This is a genomic window from Micromonospora sp. CA-111912 (assembly GCF_050948415.1).
Taxonomy (GTDB): Bacteria; Actinomycetota; Actinomycetes; order Mycobacteriales; family Micromonosporaceae; genus Micromonospora.
Window position 1 is genome coordinate 2,648,991 of record NZ_CP192007.1, and the last position, 15,839, is coordinate 2,664,829.

Consider the following 15,839-nt stretch of genomic DNA (forward strand, 5'->3'; position numbering starts at 1 on the left):
CCGACCGCAGATGAGGGAGACGCAAGCCGTGATCCGTACCCATGACGCCGGCAGCCTGCGCGCGACGGACGCCGGCACCACGGTGACGCTCGCCGGGTGGGTGGCCCGCCGGCGCGACCACGGCGGTGTCATCTTCGTCGACCTGCGCGACGGCTCCGGCATCGTCCAGGTGGTCTTCCGCGAGGAGGACGCCCACGCGCTGCGCAACGAGTTCTGCGTGAAGGTGATCGGCGAGGTGACCCGCCGCCCCGAGGGCAACGAGAACCCGGAGCTGCCCACCGGCGAGATCGAGGTGACCGCCAGCGAGCTGGAGGTGCTCTCCGAGGCCGCGCCGCTGCCGCTGCCGGTCGACGACCAGGTGGAGGCCGGCGACGACATCCGGCTCAAGTACCGCTACCTCGACCTGCGCCGGGGCGGCCCGGCGAAGGCGATGCGGCTGCGCTCGCGGGCCAACCAGCTCGCCCGGGGCGTGCTGCACGAGCGGGACTTCCTGGAGATCGAGACCCCGACGCTGACCCGGTCCACCCCGGAGGGTGCCCGCGACTTCCTGGTCCCGGTCCGCCTCCAGCCCGGCAGCTGGTACGCCCTGCCGCAGTCCCCGCAGCTGTTCAAGCAGCTGCTGATGGTCGGCGGCATGGAGCGGTACTACCAGATCGCCCGCTGCTACCGGGACGAGGACTTCCGCGCCGACCGGCAGCCGGAGTTCACCCAGCTCGACATCGAGATGTCCTTCGTCACCGAGGACGACGTGATCGACCTCGGCGAGGCGATCGTCTCGACGCTGTGGAAGGACCTCGCCGGCCACGAGATCTCCCGGCCGATCCCGCGGATCACCTGGCACGACGCCATGGCCCGGTACGGCTCCGACAAGCCCGACCTGCGTTACGGCGTCGAGCTGACCGAGCTGACCGACTACCTGCGCGGCACCGCGTTCCGGGTCTTCGCCGGCGCGATCGACGCGGGCGGGTACGTCGGCGCGGTCGTCATGCCGGGCGGGGCGGGCCAGAGCCGCAAGGAGCTGGACGGCTGGCAGGACTGGGCCAAGGCGCGCGGGGCCAGGGGCCTGGCGTACGTGGTGCTCGACGCCGAGACTGGCGAGGCGCGCGGCCCGGTGGCGAAGAACCTCTCCGCCGAGCACCTGGCCGGGCTGGCCGACGCGGTCGGCGCGAAGCCGGGCGACGCGGTCTTCTTCGCCGCCAGCACGGCCACCCGGGAGGCGCAGGAGCTGCTCGGCGCGGCCCGGATCGAGATCGCCAAGCGGGCCAAGCTGATCGACGAGTCCGCCTGGGCGTTCTGCTGGGTCGTCGACGCCCCGATGTTCGAACGGACGGACGAGGGCGGCTGGACGGCCGTGCACCACCCGTTCACCTCCCCGAACACCGAGTGGGTCGACCGGTTCGAGGAGGCCCCGGACCGGGCCCTGGCCTACGCGTACGACATCGTCTGCAACGGCAACGAGATCGGTGGCGGCTCCATCCGTATCCACCGGGGGGACGTGCAGAAGCGGGTCTTCGACCTGCTCGGCATCACCCCCGAGGAGGCGCAGGACAAGTTCGGCTTCCTGCTGGAGGCGTTCAAGTACGGCGCCCCGCCGCACGGCGGCATCGCGTTCGGCTGGGACCGGGTCTGCATGCTGCTGGCCGGCGCGGACTCGATCCGCGAGGTCATCGCGTTCCCGAAGACCCGGGGCGGGTTCGACCCGCTGACCGGCGCGCCGACCCCGATCACCGGGCAGCAGCGCGCCGAGGCGGGCATCGACGGCAAGCCGAAGCCGGCCGCCGCCGCGCACACCGGCACCGCCGGCCCGGCCGCCCCGGTGGCCGACCCGGTCTGACCGGTCTTTTCGCAGGGTTCGGCGGGGCGTCACCGAGGTGACGCCCCGCCGCCGTGGAGGGGGAGCGCGTGACGCTGCTCGTGGTGGGTGCCAGCGGGTACCTCGGCGCCGAGGTGTGCCGGCAGGCCGTGGCAGCGGGGCGGCGGGTGGTCGGCACGTACCACGCGAACCCCGTCGAGGTGCCCGGGGTCGAGGCGCGCCGGCTCGACGTGACCGACCGGGCCGCCGTGCGCGCGCTGGTCGCGGCGGTCCGGCCCGCCGCCGTGGTGAGCACCCCCTACCGGTACGACGACTGGACGGTCACCGCCGACGGCGCGGCCCACGTCGCGTACGCCGCCGCCGAGGCGGGGGCCCGGCTGGTGCACCTGTCCAGCGACGCGCTGCACGCCGGCCGGCCCGAGCCGTACGCCGACGACGAGGTGCCCACCCCGGTCTTCGCGTACGGGGCGGCGAAGGCGGCGGCGGAGACCGCGGTGCGGGCCGTCGACCCGGGGGCGGTGCTGGTGCGTACCTCGTTGATCGTGGGCGACGAGCGGAGCAAGCAGGTCCGGCTCTGCCTGGACGCCCTGGCCGGCCGGGCGAGCCTGTTCACCGACGAGGCCCGCTGCCCGGTCGACGTGTCCGACCTGGCCGCCGCCGTGCTGGAGCTGGTCGAGGGCGACCACGCCGGCCTGCTCAACGTGGCCGGCCCGGAGGCGGTCAGCCGCGCCGAGCTGGGGCTGCTGGTGGCCCGCCGCTACGGCGTCGACCCGGCCGGCCTGAAGACGGCCACCAGCGCCGCGTCCGGCCTGGTCCGCCCCATCGAGGTACGCCTCGACAGCTCCCGCGCCGCCGCCCTGCTCCACACCCGCCTGCGCGGGATCACCGAACTCCTCGCCCCCTGACCGTCCCCGCCGCCACCGTCAGATGCTGCACACTTTCTATGCACAAGTATTGTGCACACAAAGTGTGCATGGCTATGGTGCAGGCATGGACAGCGAAACCTCGCCAGGAACGCCCAGCGTCGTCCGGCTGGACCACCGACAGGTGCGGGTGCTCGCGCATCCGCTGCGGCTGCGGCTGCTCGGCGCGCTGCGGGTCGCCGGCCCGGCGACCGCCACGGCCCTCGCCGGGAAGCTCGACACCAACACCGGCGCCACCAGCTACCACCTGCGGCAGCTCGCCGAGGTGGGGCTGGTCGTGGAGGACCCGGACCGGGCCATCGGCCGGCAGCGCTGGTGGCGCGCCGCGCACGACGTGACCGACTGGGAGCCGACGGACTACGACGACGACCCGGACGCCCGGGCCGCGATCGAGTGGATCCAGGGTGACCAGGTGCGACTGCTCGCCGAGCGGGCCGAACGGTGGTTCGCCGCCCGCCCGGACTGGTCTCCCGCGTGGCGGGACGCCGCCGGCATGAGCGACGCCCTGCTCCACCTGGGACCGGCCCGGCTCCAAGCGCTCGAAGCGGAGATGTGGCAGGTCCTCATGCGCTACCGCGAGGAGTCCGTCCCCGACGAGCCGGACGCCCAGCCGGTGCACGTCTTCCTGGCCGGGTACCCGATGATCGGAGAGACCCGGTGAGCACCCTCACCGTGCGCCAGGTCCGGTTCCGCTACCTCGCCCTCTACGGCCTGCGCTGGCTGCCCACCGGCCTGCTGATCCCGGTCATGATCCTGCTGATGCAGGAGCGCGGCCTGACGCTGTCCCAGATCGGCCTGGCCGTCACCGCGCAGGGCCTGGTGGTGCTGGCGCTGGAGCTGCCCACCGGCGGGGTCGCCGACGCGCTGGGCCGAAAGCCGGTGCTGGTCGCCGCCGGGGTGCTCAACCTGGTCTCCCTGGCGCTGTTCGCGGTGGCCGACTCCGTAGCCCTGTTCTTCCTGGTCTTCGCGGTCCAGGGGGCCTACCGGGCGCTCGACAGCGGCCCCCTGGAGTCCTGGTACGTCGACGCCACTCTCGCGGCCGACCCCGACGCCGAGTACGAGCGCGGCCTCGGCCACGCCGGCACGGTCGCCGGTGTCGCCATCGCCGGCGGCGCGCTGCTCAGCGGCGGCCTGATCGCGCTCGGCCCGGTCGGCCCGGTGAGCGCGCTGACCGTGCCGGTGCTGGTCGCCTTCGTGATGCAGGCGGTGGCACTGGCCGCGCTGCTGGTGCTGCTGGTTGAGGTCCGCCCCGGCCGGGGATCCGGGGCGCTGCGCGCGTCGGTCGCCGAGGCACCCCGGATGGTCGGCCAGGCGTTCGGCCTGCTGCGCCGCTCCCGGGTGCTGCTCGCCCTGGTGGCGGTGGAGCTGTTCTGGGGCTTCGGCATGGTCACCTTCGAGTCGTTGCTGCCGGTCCGCCTCGCCGAGGTGGTCGGCGACCCCGAGCGGGCCGCCGCCCTGCTCGGCCCCGCCAGCTCCGCCGCCTGGCTCGCCTCGGCCGCCGGGGCCGCGCTGACCCCGCTGCTGCTGCGCTGGCCGGGGGCGGCGCCCGGCGCCGCGCTGCTGCGGGTTCTCCAGGGCGCGACCGTGGTCGGGATGGGGCTGCTCGCCGGCCCGGTCGGGGTGCTGGTCGCGTACCTGGCCTGCTACACCGTGCACGGCGCGTCGAACCCGCTGCACCTGGGGCTGCTGCACCGGCAGGTCGACGGCCCGTACCGGACCAGCGTGCTCTCGCTGAACTCGATGATGGGCCAGCCCGCCGGCGCCCTGGGCGCGGTGGCGCTGACCGTGCTGGCCGACCGCACCAGCGTCAGCACGGCGATGCTGGTCGGCGCGGTGGTGCTCGCCCTGGCCGCGCCGCTCTACCTGCCGGCCTGGCGGGCCGCCCGTCACGCGACCCCGCCCTCCGCGCCCGGTTCCGCGCCCGATCCCGCCAGGACGGTCGCCGCGTCCGCCGGGGGCGCCGACCCCGGGCGGTGACCGACCTGTGCGGACGGCCCATCCACGGTGGAGATTGGCGATCGGACCGGTTGGGTACATCACCCGGCGACCTACTGCGAACCCCCACCGGAGGACCGACATGCTCGCCATTCTCGCGGCCATCGTCTTCGGCTTCGCCCTGTTGATCGACCTGCTCGACACCAACTTCGGCGCACCGGACCTTTTCAACGTACACACCCTGCTGATGCTCGGTCTGCTGCTGCTCTCCCTCTACCTGGCCGGCGTCGGCAGCGGCCCGCGCGGTGGCGGTGGCGGTGGCGGCGGTGGCCGTGGCCGCTGGTACCGGGGCCGGCGCCCGGGTCGAGGCTGACCGGAATCGATCACTCCGGGCCGGGTCCGCGCCGCAGTTCCGGCGGCGCGGACCCGGCCCGGTAGTGTCTTCCCGATGGAGTCCGACGCCCTCTTCTCCCTCGCTGCGCCCGCCGGGGCGCCCGGCGCCCCCACGGGGTCCGTCGGCGTCGACGGCTTCACTCCGGTGTCGGCCGACTCGCCCCTGCCCGTCCGGATGCGCCCGGCCGGCATCGACGAGCTTGTCGGGCAGGACCACCTCCTCGCCCCCGGCGCCCCGCTACGCCAGCTCGTCGGCGGCGTCACCCCGATGTCGGTGATCCTCTGGGGCCCGCCGGGCAGCGGCAAGACCACCATCGCCCACCTGGTGGCCCGGGCCACCGACCGCCGCTTCGTGGCGATGTCGGCGCTCTCCGCCGGGGTGAAGGACGTCCGCGCGGTGATCGAAACCGCCCGCCGGCAGCGCCGCTCGGGCGGCCCGCCGACCGTGCTGTTCATCGACGAGGTGCACCGGTTCAGCAAGACCCAGCAGGACTCGCTGCTCGCCGCCGTCGAGGACCGCACGGTCACCCTGCTCGCGGCGACCACCGAGAATCCGTACTTCTCTGTCATCTCGCCGCTGCTGTCCCGGTGCGTGCTGCTCACCCTCCAGCCGCTGGACGACGCCGCCGTGCGCGGCCTGCTGCGCCGCGCGGTCACCGACCCCCGCGGCCTCGCCGGCGCGCTCACCCTCGAGACCGATGCCGAGGACCACCTCGTCCGCCTCGCCGGCGGCGACGTGCGCAAGGCGCTGACCGCGCTGGAGGCGGCTGCCGCCTCGGCCACCGCGCTGGGCGTCGAGCGGATCGAGCTGGCCACCGCCGAGCAGGCGGTGGACGTCGCCGCAGTGCGCTACGACCGGGCCGGCGACGCCCACTACGACGTCACCAGCGCCCTGATCAAGAGCATGCGCGGCTCCGACGTGGACGCCGCGCTGCACTGGCTGGCCCGGATGCTGGTGGCCGGTGAGGACGCCCGGTTCATCGTCCGGCGCCTGGTCATCTTCGCCAGCGAGGACGTCGGGATGGCCGACCCGACCGCGTTGGGCGTGGCCACCGCCGCCGCCCACGCGGTCGAGTTCGTCGGCCTGCCGGAGGCCCAGCTCAACCTTGCCCAGGCGGTGATCCACCTGGCGACCGCGCCGAAGTCCAACTCGGCGACCAGCGCGATCGGGGCCGCGATGGCCGACGTCCGCGCCGGGCGGGGCGGGCCGGTGCCCCGCAACCTGCGCGACGCCCACTACTCCGGGGCCCGCGGGCTCGGTCACGGCGTGGGCTACCGCTACCCGCACGACGACCCACGAGGGGTGGTCACCCAGCAGTACGCTCCGGACGACCTCGTCGGGGCCGACTACTACCGGCCCAGCGGGCACGGTGCCGAGCGGTCGGTGGCCAACCGGCTGCCGTTGCTGCGCCGGATCGTCCGAGGGCTGCCCGCCCCGGCGCGTCCGGACGCGCCGGGGCCCGCCGGGAACGGCCGCCACCTGTCGGGCAACGGGCACGCCACCGTGGCGGACGAGGACGGCGCAGACGCCGTCGGGGAGGGTCAGCAGTGAGATCCCGTGGTTCGGAGCGACCGGAGGACGACCCCGACGAGCGGCGCGAACAGCGCGCCAAGGGGCGTCGGTGGGGTCGGGGCCGACCCGACAGCGAGCCCGAGGAGCCGGTGAGCGGCGAGGAGTTCGGCTGGATCGACGACCTGCGGTCCGCCAAGCAGCAGCGCGGCGAGCTGGGCCCCGACGGCCTCCCACCCGGCGAGGTTCCGCCGTCGGGCCGCCGCCCCGACCCGGCGGCCCGGCGCGGCGGCCCGGCCGGCCCCCCGGCCGCGCCCCCGGTGCGCGGCGGTGAACCCGGCCCCGCCCGGCCCCGCCCGGTCGACGGGCCGTGGCCCGGTTCGCCGGAGCCGGGCCCCCGCCCCGCCCCGGCTGCCCCGCCCCGCCTGCCGCACGGCACGCCCCCGTCACCGGCGGCCCCGCCGGTCCGCCCGGCTCAGGGCCCGACCCCGCCGCCCGCACCACTGTCCGCTCCGGCCGCACCACCGACTGCGCCGGCCCACCCGCCGTACCCCGTGGCGCAGCCGGCCCGGCCGCCGTACCCGGCAGACGCCGCGCCACGGCCTGGGCAGGTCGGCCCGGAGCCGGCCCGCGACCAGCCCCGTCCGGCCGGTCCCGGCGGCTCGCCGGGGGACCAACCCCGGCCGCAGGGAGCCACGCCGGGGGCCAGCGTCCCCGGACACCCCCCCCGCCCACCGGGCCCGCCGGCAGCTCCGGCCGTAGGCGGAGGCCAGCCCCCGACCGGCGGCTGGCCGGTCGGCCCGGGTGGGCCGCCGCCCGCCGGCCGGGCCACCGCCGCCGCGCGCCGCCCGGCCCCGGAGTCGACCCCGCCACCCCGCCGCGCCACGCCGGCGCAGCCTCCCGTCGTCGGCGCGTCCCACCCGGCCCCGGCCGACTCGCCCCGGCGCGAGCCGGGGGAGCACCCCGGCCGGGTCCCCGGCGGTCCCGTCGTGGCCGGGCCGGACGAGCCGACCGGCCGTGGTGTCGCCGGGCCGGTCCCGCCCGTCGCCCGCCCGACCGGTCGCCGGCGTGCCACCGAGGAGCCGCCGCCGGTCGTTCCGCTCAGCGGCAACGCCCCCCCGGTGCCCGGGCTGCCGGCCGGTCCGCCACCGACCGCGGCCCAGGGCGAGGGCGGGCTGCGGCGAGGCCGGCCCGAGCCGGGCCCGGACGAGTCCGCCGCTCGCCGCCGGGGCACCCCCGCCGGCCCGGCGGACGAGGGCCCCGACGAGCGGGGCGCGGCGACGTCGGGCAGGGACGACCGTCCGCAGCGCCCGGCGGAGTGGCCCCGCCAGGCCGGCCGCGGCAGCCACACCGACCCCGCCATGCCGATGGTCAACCGTGCGGCCGTGCCGCCTGCGCCGCCGGCCGTCGTGCCCCCGGTCGGGGAACCGACCGGCGCCCGCCGGGTCGTCGGCGACGTTGGGCGGGCGTCCGTCGGCCGGAGCCGGTCGGGTGCCGAACCTGCCGCTGGGCCGGGGGACTCCGGCCCGCCCGCCACCGCCCGGGCCGCCGCCCCGCCCCGCCCGCCGGCGGCTCCCCGCCCCGGCGAGGTCGGGCCGCCCCGGGAGCCGGGTACGGGCGAGATCCGGCCGCCGCACGAACGCGTCGCCGGTGAGGCCCGGCCGCCCCGGGAGCGGATCCCGGGCGAGCCGGGCACCGGCGAGATCGGTGGGCCCCGCGACCCCGGGACCGGCCAGCTCCGACCGTCGGGTCCGGCGTGGGGCACCGCCCGCCCCGGCGCGCCCGCCGACGCACCGCACCCGGGCCGGGCGGCCGTCCCCGAGGACCGCCGGTCGTCGGCCGGCCCGACCGGGCTCGTCCCGCGCCCGGGTGCCGCCCCCGGACCCGGTGCCGCCCCCGCCCCGGGTACGGCCCCCGGTGCCCGGCCCGGCGCTGCCGGTCCGCGTCCGGGTGCCGAGTCCGCCCCTGGAACTCCGCCGGAGGCCGGGGTCCGCCCAGGCGTCCTCGCAGGCCGGGCGACCCCGCCCGGCGCACCCGCCAACCCCGCCGTCCGTCCCCCCGTGGCCCGGGTGGCGGCCCCCGACGGCGGGCCGGAGGACCGGGCGACCGGCCGGGCCGCCCCGCCACAGCACGAGCCCGGTCGCGGCGAGCGCGCCGCCGGCCCGTCCCCGGCCCGTTCCGAGCAGCCACCCGCAGTCGCCCGGGCCACCGTGATGGTGCCTCCCGCCGACGGACCCGGGCCGGAGCCCGCCGGGCGGACCGCGGGCGGGGTGACGCTGCGGCCCGACGGCCCCGACGGCGCTGACGACCCCGCCGGCCCTGGCAGCCCCGACAGCGCTGACGACCCCGCCGGCCCCGGCGGCCTGCGCGGTGCCCGCTCGGAGCTGCGCCGGCGGATGCGGGAGCGCCGCCGGCTCCGGATGGGCGTGCTCGCCCTGGTCAGCCTGGTGCTGCTCGGCGCGATCCCGCTCTATTTCGGCCTCCGGGCGCTGAGCCACGACCCGGTCTTCGACACCTTGGACGAGCTGGACGTACCCGGCTGGGCGGCCACGGAGAGCGTCGACAACGTCAGCGGCAGCCGCTGGTGCCTGGAGGAGTGCCGGCTGCGCGAGCGCACCGTCGAGTCCGAGCGGCCGGTGAAGGAGACCACGAAGGCGTACGAGCGCGCCCTGACCGGGGACGGCTGGCGGGCGTGGAAGGTGAGCCGCTGCCCGGAGCAGCAGGCGAAGGGCGTGTACACGTGCTGGCGCCGCGACGAGCTGACCCTCGACCTGTGGGTGCGTGAGCCGACCTGCGTCCCGCCGCCGGTCGACGGCGAGCCCGCGCCGACGCCGCAGGCCTCGCCCGCAGCGCGGGAGTGCACCGGCTCGTTGGTGTCGGTGAAGGTCCGCAACGCGATCGACGACGAGCGGACCCGGCCGCAGCCGAGCACCGACCCGTCACTCACCGGCGAGGATCCCTTCCCGACCCTGAGCGAGGATCCACTCGGCGAGCCGACACCCTCACCGTCGTGAGCCGGGTTTCATAACTGACGGTAGGGTCTGGAGCTGGCAGGCCCGCCTGCTCCCGCTGACCCGGCGAGGGTCGTCGAGCGCCGGTGTGGGTATGACGGTCGCGCGTTCCGGGACGTCGGGTCCCGGAACTCTGCTTGAGGAGGACATGCGTGGATGGTGGACAGATCGCTGCGCTGATCGCGGCCGGGGCGTTCCTGATGCTGGTGCTCGTGCTGGCGGTGCCGATCCTGCGCCTGCGGCACACCGTGGATGCCACGACCCGGATGATCAACGATGTCAATGACCGCACCGCGCCGCTGCTCGGGGACGTCAACACCACGGTGAAGAACGTGAACACCGCGCTGGAGCAGGTGCAGACCTCGCTGGACGGGGTGAACCTTCAACTGGCCAAGGTGGACACCATGACCACCCACGCCCAGAACGTGACGGCGAACGTGGCGAACCTGGCCACCGTGGTCTCCGCCGCCGCGGCGAACCCGCTGGTGAAGGTGGCCGCGTTCGGCTACGGCGTGCGGCGGGCCGCTTCCGCCCGGCGCAACGCCGAGACCGAGCGTGACGTACGCGACACCATCAAGCAGCAGCGTCGCGCGGCCAAGCGCGGCAACGGCTGAGCCGGCCGGCGACGGAGGGATGAAATCATGAGGCGCCTGTTCTGGCTGGGCATCGGGTTGGCTGTCGGCGTGGTGGTGGTCCGTAAGGCGACCCGTACCGCGCAGGCGTACACGCCGGCCGGCATCGCCGGAGGCCTGTCACAATCCGCTGGCGGGCTGGTGGAGTCGCTGCGTGGCTTCGTGGAGGACGTCCGGATCGGGATGGCCGAGCGGGAGCAGGAGATCCACGAGGCCTTCGCCCGGGGTGAGGCGTTCGACGACCAGTTCGCCGAGCTCCGGGAGGACCCGAGCATCGGTGACCGAGAGATCTTTCCGGAGGATCGCCAGCGATGAGGACGGCGGAGATCAAGCGGCGGTACCTCGGGTACTTCGAGGCGAACGGCCATGCCGTGGTGCCGTCCGCTCCGCTGCCCGCCATCAGCGACCCGAACCTGCTGTTCGTCAACGCCGGCATGGTGCAGTTCGTCCCCTATTTCCTGGGGCAGCAGGCCCCGCCGTACCGGCGGGCGGTCAGCGTGCAGAAGTGCATCCGCACCCCGGACATCGACGAGGTCGGCAAGACCAGCCGGCACGGCACGTTCTTCCAGATGAACGGCAACTTCTCCTTCGGTGACTACTTCAAGGACGGGGCGATTCCGCTCGCCTGGGACCTGGTCACCAAGCCGATCGCGCAGGGCGGCTACGGGCTGGACCCGGAGCGCGTCTGGCCGACGGTCTACCTCGACGACGACGAGGCGTTCCGGATCTGGCGCTCCGTGGGGGTGCCGGCCGAGCGGATCGTCCGCCGGGGCAGGACGGACAACTTCTGGTCGATGGGCATCCCCGGTCCGGCCGGGCCGAGCTCCGAGATGTTCTACGACCGGGGCCCGGAGTACGGGCGTGAGGGCGGGCCGGAGGTCGACGAGGACCGGTACATGGAGTTCTGGAACCTCGTCTTCATGCAGTACGAGATCGCCGACATCACCAGCAAGGAGCACTTCCGGATCGTCGGTGAGCTGCCGGCGAACAACATCGACACCGGCATGGGCCTGGAGCGGATGGCCTCCATCCTCCAGGGCGTCGACAACCTCTACGAGATCGACGAGGTCCGGCCGATCCTGGACCGGGCCGCCGAGCTGACCGGCAAGCGGTACGGCGCGCACTCCGGCCAGGTGGCCAGCGAGTCACACCCCGACGACGTGCGGCTGCGGGTGATCGCCGACCACGTCCGCACGGCGCTGATGCTGATCGGCGACGGGGTCACCCCGAGCAACGAGGGGCGCGGTTACGTGCTGCGCCGGATCGTGCGCCGCGCGATCCGGTCGGTGCGGCTGCTGGGCTACCAGGACCGGGCGCTGCCCGAGCTGCTACCGGTGGCCCGGGACTGCATGGCCCCGTCGTACCCGGAGCTGGCGGCCGAGTTCGACCGGATCTCCCAGTACGCGTACGCCGAGGAGGACGCCTTCCTCTCCACGCTGCGTGCCGGCACCACGATCCTGGACACGGCGATCGCCGAGACCAGGTCGGCGGGGAAGGCGGCGCTGACGGGCGACAAGGCGTTCCAGCTGCACGACACGTACGGCTTCCCGATCGACCTGACCCTGGAGATCGCGGCCGAGCAGGGCCTGACGGTGGACGCCGAGGGCTTCCGCCGGCTGATGGCCGACCAGCGCAACCGGGCCAAGGCCGACGCGCGGGCGCGCAAGACCGGGCACACCGACGTGTCGGCGTACCGGTCGGTGCTGGACGCGGGCGGGCCGGTGGAGTTCACCGGTTACACCGAGCTGAACCGGGAGTCCCGGGTCCGCGCGGTGCTGGCCGGCGGCGGCGAGGTCGGCGCGGCTGTCGAGGGCGACACGGTCGAGCTGGTGCTCGACACCACCCCGTTCTACGCCGAGGGCGGCGGTCAGCAGCCCGACCAGGGCCTGATCACCGTCGGCGGCGGGCAGGTCGAGGTCTTCGACGTCCAGCAGCCGGTGCCGGGCCTGATCGTGCACCGGGCCCGGGTGGTCCGGGGCGAGGTGCGCGCCGGCGAGACCGGGTACGCCGAGATCGACGTGACCCGGCGGCGGGCGATCTCCCGTTCGCACACCGCCACCCACCTGGTGCACCAGACGATGCGCAACTTCCTCGGCGAGTCGGCCACCCAGGCCGGTTCGCTGAACGCCCCGGGTCGGCTGCGGTTCGACTTCAACACCCCGACGGGGGTGTCGCCCAGCGTGCTGCACGACGTGGAGCAGCAGGTCAACGAGGTGCTCCTGGCCGACCTGGAGGTGCACGCCTTCATCACCACCCAGGAGGAGGCCCGCCGGATCGGCGCGATGGCGCTGTTCGGCGAGAAGTACGGCGAGCGGGTCCGCGTCGTCGAGGTCGGCGACTACGCCCGCGAGCTGTGCGGCGGCACCCATGTGGCCCGCTCGGCGCAGCTCGGCCTGGTCAAGATCCTCTCCGAGGCGTCGGTCGGTTCCGGGGTGCGGCGGATCGAGGCCCTGGTGGGCATGGACGCCTTCGGCTTCCTGGCCCGTGAGCACCTGCTGGTCTCCCGGCTCGCCGAGCTGTTCCGGGTGCCCGGCGACCAGGTCGCCGACCGGGTGGAGCAGACCGTCACCCAGCTCCGCGACGCGGAGAAGGAGCTGGAGAAGCTGCGCGCCCAGCTCGTGCTCGGCGGCGCGGCGGCCCTGGCCGGGCAGGCGAAGGACGTCCGCGGGGTGGCGTACGTCGGCACCGAGGCGCCCGAGGGCGCGGCCGGCAACGACGTGCGGACCCTGGCCCAGGAGATCCGGGGCCGGATCGACCCGGCGCGACCGGCTGTGGTGGCTGTGGCGGCGCGTTCGAACGGCAAGGCGTCCCTGGTGGTGGCCGTGAACGCCGCCGCCCGGAGCCGGGGACTCACCGCGAAGGACCTGGTCAAGGCCGCCTTCTCCGGCCGGGGTGGCGGCAGCGACGACCTCGCCCAGGGCGGCGGCCTGCCGGCCGCCGAGGCGCCGAAGCTGCTCGCCACCGTCGAGAAGGCGATCGCCGACGCGTGAGCGCATCGCACGTCGAGGCAGGGCGGACCATGCCGGTTCGCCCTCACTCGTGCCAGGGCAAGGTGAAGGACTGATGACCGAATCGTGGCGCGGAGTCCGCCTGGGGGTGGACGTCGGGCAGGTCCGGGTCGGGGTGGCCCGCTCGGATCCGCACGGGGTGCTGGCCACCCCGCTGGTGACACTCGCCCGGGACCTGACCAGCGCCGAGGACGCCGTGCCCCGCGACATGGCCGAGCTGGTGGGGCTGATCGCGGAGCACGAGTGCGTCGAGGTGGTCGTCGGCCTTCCGGTCAATCTCGCCGGTAAGCACGGCCCGGCGGCGCAGAATGTGAAGGCGTACGCTGACCGGTTGGCTGAGGTGATAGCCCCCGTTCCGGTAACGCTTACTGACGAGAGGATGTCGACCGTGGTGGCTTCTCGTAGGCTTGCCGAGCGTGGCGTCCGGGGAAAGCGCCAACGCGCGGTGGTGGATCAGGCCGCTGCGGTCGAGATCCTGCAGAGCTGGCTGGAAGCGCAGCGGAGGCGGACGCGATGATCGACGATTTGGAGCTCGGGTTCGACGACTCGGAGCAGGGCGGTGACAAGGGCAAGCACCGGCGCAGCTACGTGCGCAAGCGCAAGGGGGAGTCGGGCGGTGGCCGGGGCAAGACCGTCCTCGCCCTGCTCATGGCCTTCGTGCTGCTCGGGGTCATCGGCGGCGGGGCCTTCTACGGCTTCGACCGGATCCAGGGCTACTTCGTCACCCCCGACTACGACGGGTCCGGCACCGGCGAGGTGACCGTCGAGATCAAGGAGGGCGCGCTGATCGCCGACATGGCCAGCGCGCTCTACACCGCCGGAGTGGTCAAGAGCGCCAAGGCGTTCATCGAGGCGGCCGAGGCGAACTCGCGCAGCAAGAACATCCAGCCCGGCACGTACAAGGTGCGCAAGCAGATGAGCGGCGAACGGGCCCTCGTCATGCTGCTGGACCTCAAGAACAAGGTCACCAACGGGCTCACCATCCCCGAGGGGACGACCGCCAAGCGCGTCTACAAGCTGCTCTCGGAGAAGACCAAGATCCCGGTCAAGGAGTTCGAGGCCGCCGCGAAGGACCCGAAGGCGCTCGGCGTGCCGGACTCGTGGTTCAAACGCACCGACGGCAAACCGGTCACGAAGTCGATCGAGGGCTTCCTCTTCCCGGACACCTACGAGATCCCGCCGAAGGCCACCGCCGAGAGCATCCTCACCCTGATGGTGGAGAACTTCCTCACCGTCACCGACGGGATGAAGTTCGTCGACCGGGTGAAGGAGGATCGCGGGGGCATCAGCCCGTACGAGGCGTTGATCGTCGCGTCCCTCGCGCAGGCCGAGGCGGGCAACAAGGACGACCTCGGCAAGGTCGCCCGGGTCGCCTACAACCGGGTGTACGGCGAGTTCCCGTGCAACTGCCTGGAGATGGACGTCACGGTCAACTACTACTTCGAGTCGATCGGCCAGGAGGGCAAGCGGTCGAAGGACATGACCGACGCCGAGCTGGACAACAAGAAGAACCCGTACAACCGGAAGCTGCGCGGGATGATCCCCACCCCGATCAACAACCCGGGCAAGCAGGCCCTGGAGGGGGCGATGGACCCGCCGCCCGGCAAGTGGCTCTACTTCGTGGCGATCGACAAGCAGGGGCACTCCGAGTTCGCCGAGACGTTCGAGGAGCAGTTGCGCAACCAGAAGAAGGCCAAGGAGGCCGGGATCATCTGATGACGACACCTCGGCGGGCGGCGGTGGTCGGCAAGCCGATCAGCCACTCCCTCTCCCCGGTGATCCACAACGCCGGCTACGCCGCCGCCGGCCTCGCCGGGTGGTCGTACACGACGATCGAGTGCGCGGAGGCGGAACTGCCGGCCATGGTCGCCGGCCTCGGCCCCGAGTGGGCCGGGCTGTCGGTGACCATGCCGTGCAAGGAGGCAACCCTCGCCCTCGCCGCCGAGGTGTCGCCGGTCGCCGCCGCGATGGGCGCGGCGAACACCCTGGTCCACCGGCCCGACGGCTCCTGGTACGCGGACAACACCGACGCCGCCGGCATGATCGAGCTGCTGGCGGCGGCCGACGTGCGGCCCGGCGCCCGGGTGACCGTGCTCGGCGCGGGCGGCACCGCGCGGGCCGCCCTGGCCGCCGCCGCCCGCCTCGGCTCGGGCACCGTGACTGTGGTGGCCCGGCGAGCCTCGGCGATTGACGAGCTGCGCCCGGCCGCCGACGCGCTCGGCCTGCGACTGGCCGGGGCCGACTGGGCCGACGCCCTGCGCCACACCGACGCCGACGTGGTGGTCTCCACCGTGCCGAAGGGCGTCGCCGATTCCCTCGCCGCCGACGCCCGGTGGCGGCCCGGCGCGGTCTACTTCGACGCGCTGTATGCCCCCTGGCCGACCCCCCTCGCGGCCTCGGCCGGGGCCGCCGGGTGTCGGGTCGTGTCCGGTCTTGATCTGCTGGTCGCCCAGGCGGTCGGCCAGTTCGAGCACTTCACCGGCGCCCGCGCCCCGGTGGCGGCCATGGCCGCCGCACTCTCCGCCGAGGTCGGGATCGAGATCCGTCCGGTCCGGTAGCCCGGTCTCGCCCAAGGGCGCCGCGACCGCCGAGGTCACCTTCACTCCACGGTGCG

The 15,839-nt window shown here is 74.6% G+C and carries 13 protein-coding genes; all 13 read left to right on the plus strand.

All coding sequences use genetic code 11. From position 1 onward, the window contains the following. The first annotated feature begins 28 nt into the window (after positions 1 to 28). The 13 genes from aspS (at position 29) to ACQPZO_RS11185 (ending at position 15,783) form a co-directional block, all read left to right on the plus strand. The gene (gene aspS, locus ACQPZO_RS11125; RefSeq protein WP_433349450.1) at positions 29 to 1,834 is read left to right on the plus strand and encodes an aspartate--tRNA ligase; all 1,806 of its coding nucleotides are present in this window, start codon (positions 29 to 31) and stop codon (positions 1,832 to 1,834) included. A gap of 68 nt (positions 1,835 to 1,902) precedes the next feature. Continuing rightward, positions 1,903 to 2,718 (plus strand): sugar nucleotide-binding protein, encoded by an 816-nt coding sequence (locus ACQPZO_RS11130; protein ID WP_433349452.1) that lies wholly within the window; start codon positions 1,903 to 1,905, stop codon positions 2,716 to 2,718. Between the two features lie 85 nt (positions 2,719 to 2,803). Next, positions 2,804 to 3,397: a helix-turn-helix domain-containing protein gene (locus tag ACQPZO_RS11135; RefSeq protein WP_433349454.1), complete on the plus strand. Its 594-nt coding sequence runs from the start codon at positions 2,804 to 2,806 to the stop codon at positions 3,395 to 3,397. Then, the gene (locus tag ACQPZO_RS11140) at positions 3,394 to 4,713 is read left to right on the plus strand and encodes an MFS transporter (RefSeq protein WP_433349456.1); all 1,320 of its coding nucleotides are present in this window, start codon (positions 3,394 to 3,396) and stop codon (positions 4,711 to 4,713) included. The genes ACQPZO_RS11135 and ACQPZO_RS11140 overlap by 4 nt, the downstream gene beginning before the upstream one ends. A gap of 100 nt (positions 4,714 to 4,813) precedes the next feature. Then, positions 4,814 to 5,044, plus strand: a complete 231-nt coding sequence (locus ACQPZO_RS11145) for a hypothetical protein (RefSeq protein ID WP_161691417.1) — start codon at positions 4,814 to 4,816, stop codon at positions 5,042 to 5,044. Between the two features lie 75 nt (positions 5,045 to 5,119). After that, positions 5,120 to 6,616, plus strand: a complete 1,497-nt coding sequence (locus ACQPZO_RS11150; protein WP_433349458.1) for a replication-associated recombination protein A — start codon at positions 5,120 to 5,122, stop codon at positions 6,614 to 6,616. 2,354 nt (positions 6,617 to 8,970) lie between these two features. After that, on the plus strand, positions 8,971 to 9,588 hold the full coding sequence (locus ACQPZO_RS11155; RefSeq protein ID WP_433350935.1) for a hypothetical protein: 618 nt from the start codon (positions 8,971 to 8,973) through the stop codon (positions 9,586 to 9,588). A gap of 149 nt (positions 9,589 to 9,737) precedes the next feature. Then, positions 9,738 to 10,199 carry a DUF948 domain-containing protein gene (locus tag ACQPZO_RS11160; protein ID WP_350882434.1) on the plus strand — a complete coding sequence of 154 codons (462 nt, stop codon included), beginning with the start codon at positions 9,738 to 9,740 and terminating at the stop codon, positions 10,197 to 10,199. Between the two features lie 27 nt (positions 10,200 to 10,226). Beyond that, positions 10,227 to 10,532 carry a hypothetical protein gene (locus tag ACQPZO_RS11165; protein ID WP_433349461.1) on the plus strand — a complete coding sequence of 102 codons (306 nt, stop codon included), beginning with the start codon at positions 10,227 to 10,229 and terminating at the stop codon, positions 10,530 to 10,532. Further along, positions 10,529 to 13,207 carry an alanine--tRNA ligase gene (gene alaS, locus ACQPZO_RS11170; RefSeq protein ID WP_433349463.1) on the plus strand — a complete coding sequence of 893 codons (2,679 nt, stop codon included), beginning with the start codon at positions 10,529 to 10,531 and terminating at the stop codon, positions 13,205 to 13,207. Before ACQPZO_RS11165 ends, alaS begins: the two co-directional genes overlap by 4 nt. A gap of 73 nt (positions 13,208 to 13,280) precedes the next feature. Next, positions 13,281 to 13,742 (plus strand): Holliday junction resolvase RuvX, encoded by a 462-nt coding sequence (gene ruvX / locus ACQPZO_RS11175; protein ID WP_433349465.1) that lies wholly within the window; start codon positions 13,281 to 13,283, stop codon positions 13,740 to 13,742. Then, the gene (mltG, locus tag ACQPZO_RS11180) at positions 13,739 to 14,941 is read left to right on the plus strand and encodes an endolytic transglycosylase MltG (RefSeq protein ID WP_433349466.1); all 1,203 of its coding nucleotides are present in this window, start codon (positions 13,739 to 13,741) and stop codon (positions 14,939 to 14,941) included. Before ruvX ends, mltG begins: the two co-directional genes overlap by 4 nt. Further along, positions 14,941 to 15,783 carry a shikimate dehydrogenase gene (locus tag ACQPZO_RS11185; protein ID WP_433349468.1) on the plus strand — a complete coding sequence of 281 codons (843 nt, stop codon included), beginning with the start codon at positions 14,941 to 14,943 and terminating at the stop codon, positions 15,781 to 15,783. Before mltG ends, ACQPZO_RS11185 begins: the two co-directional genes overlap by 1 nt. Positions 15,784 to 15,839 lie beyond the last annotated feature (56 nt).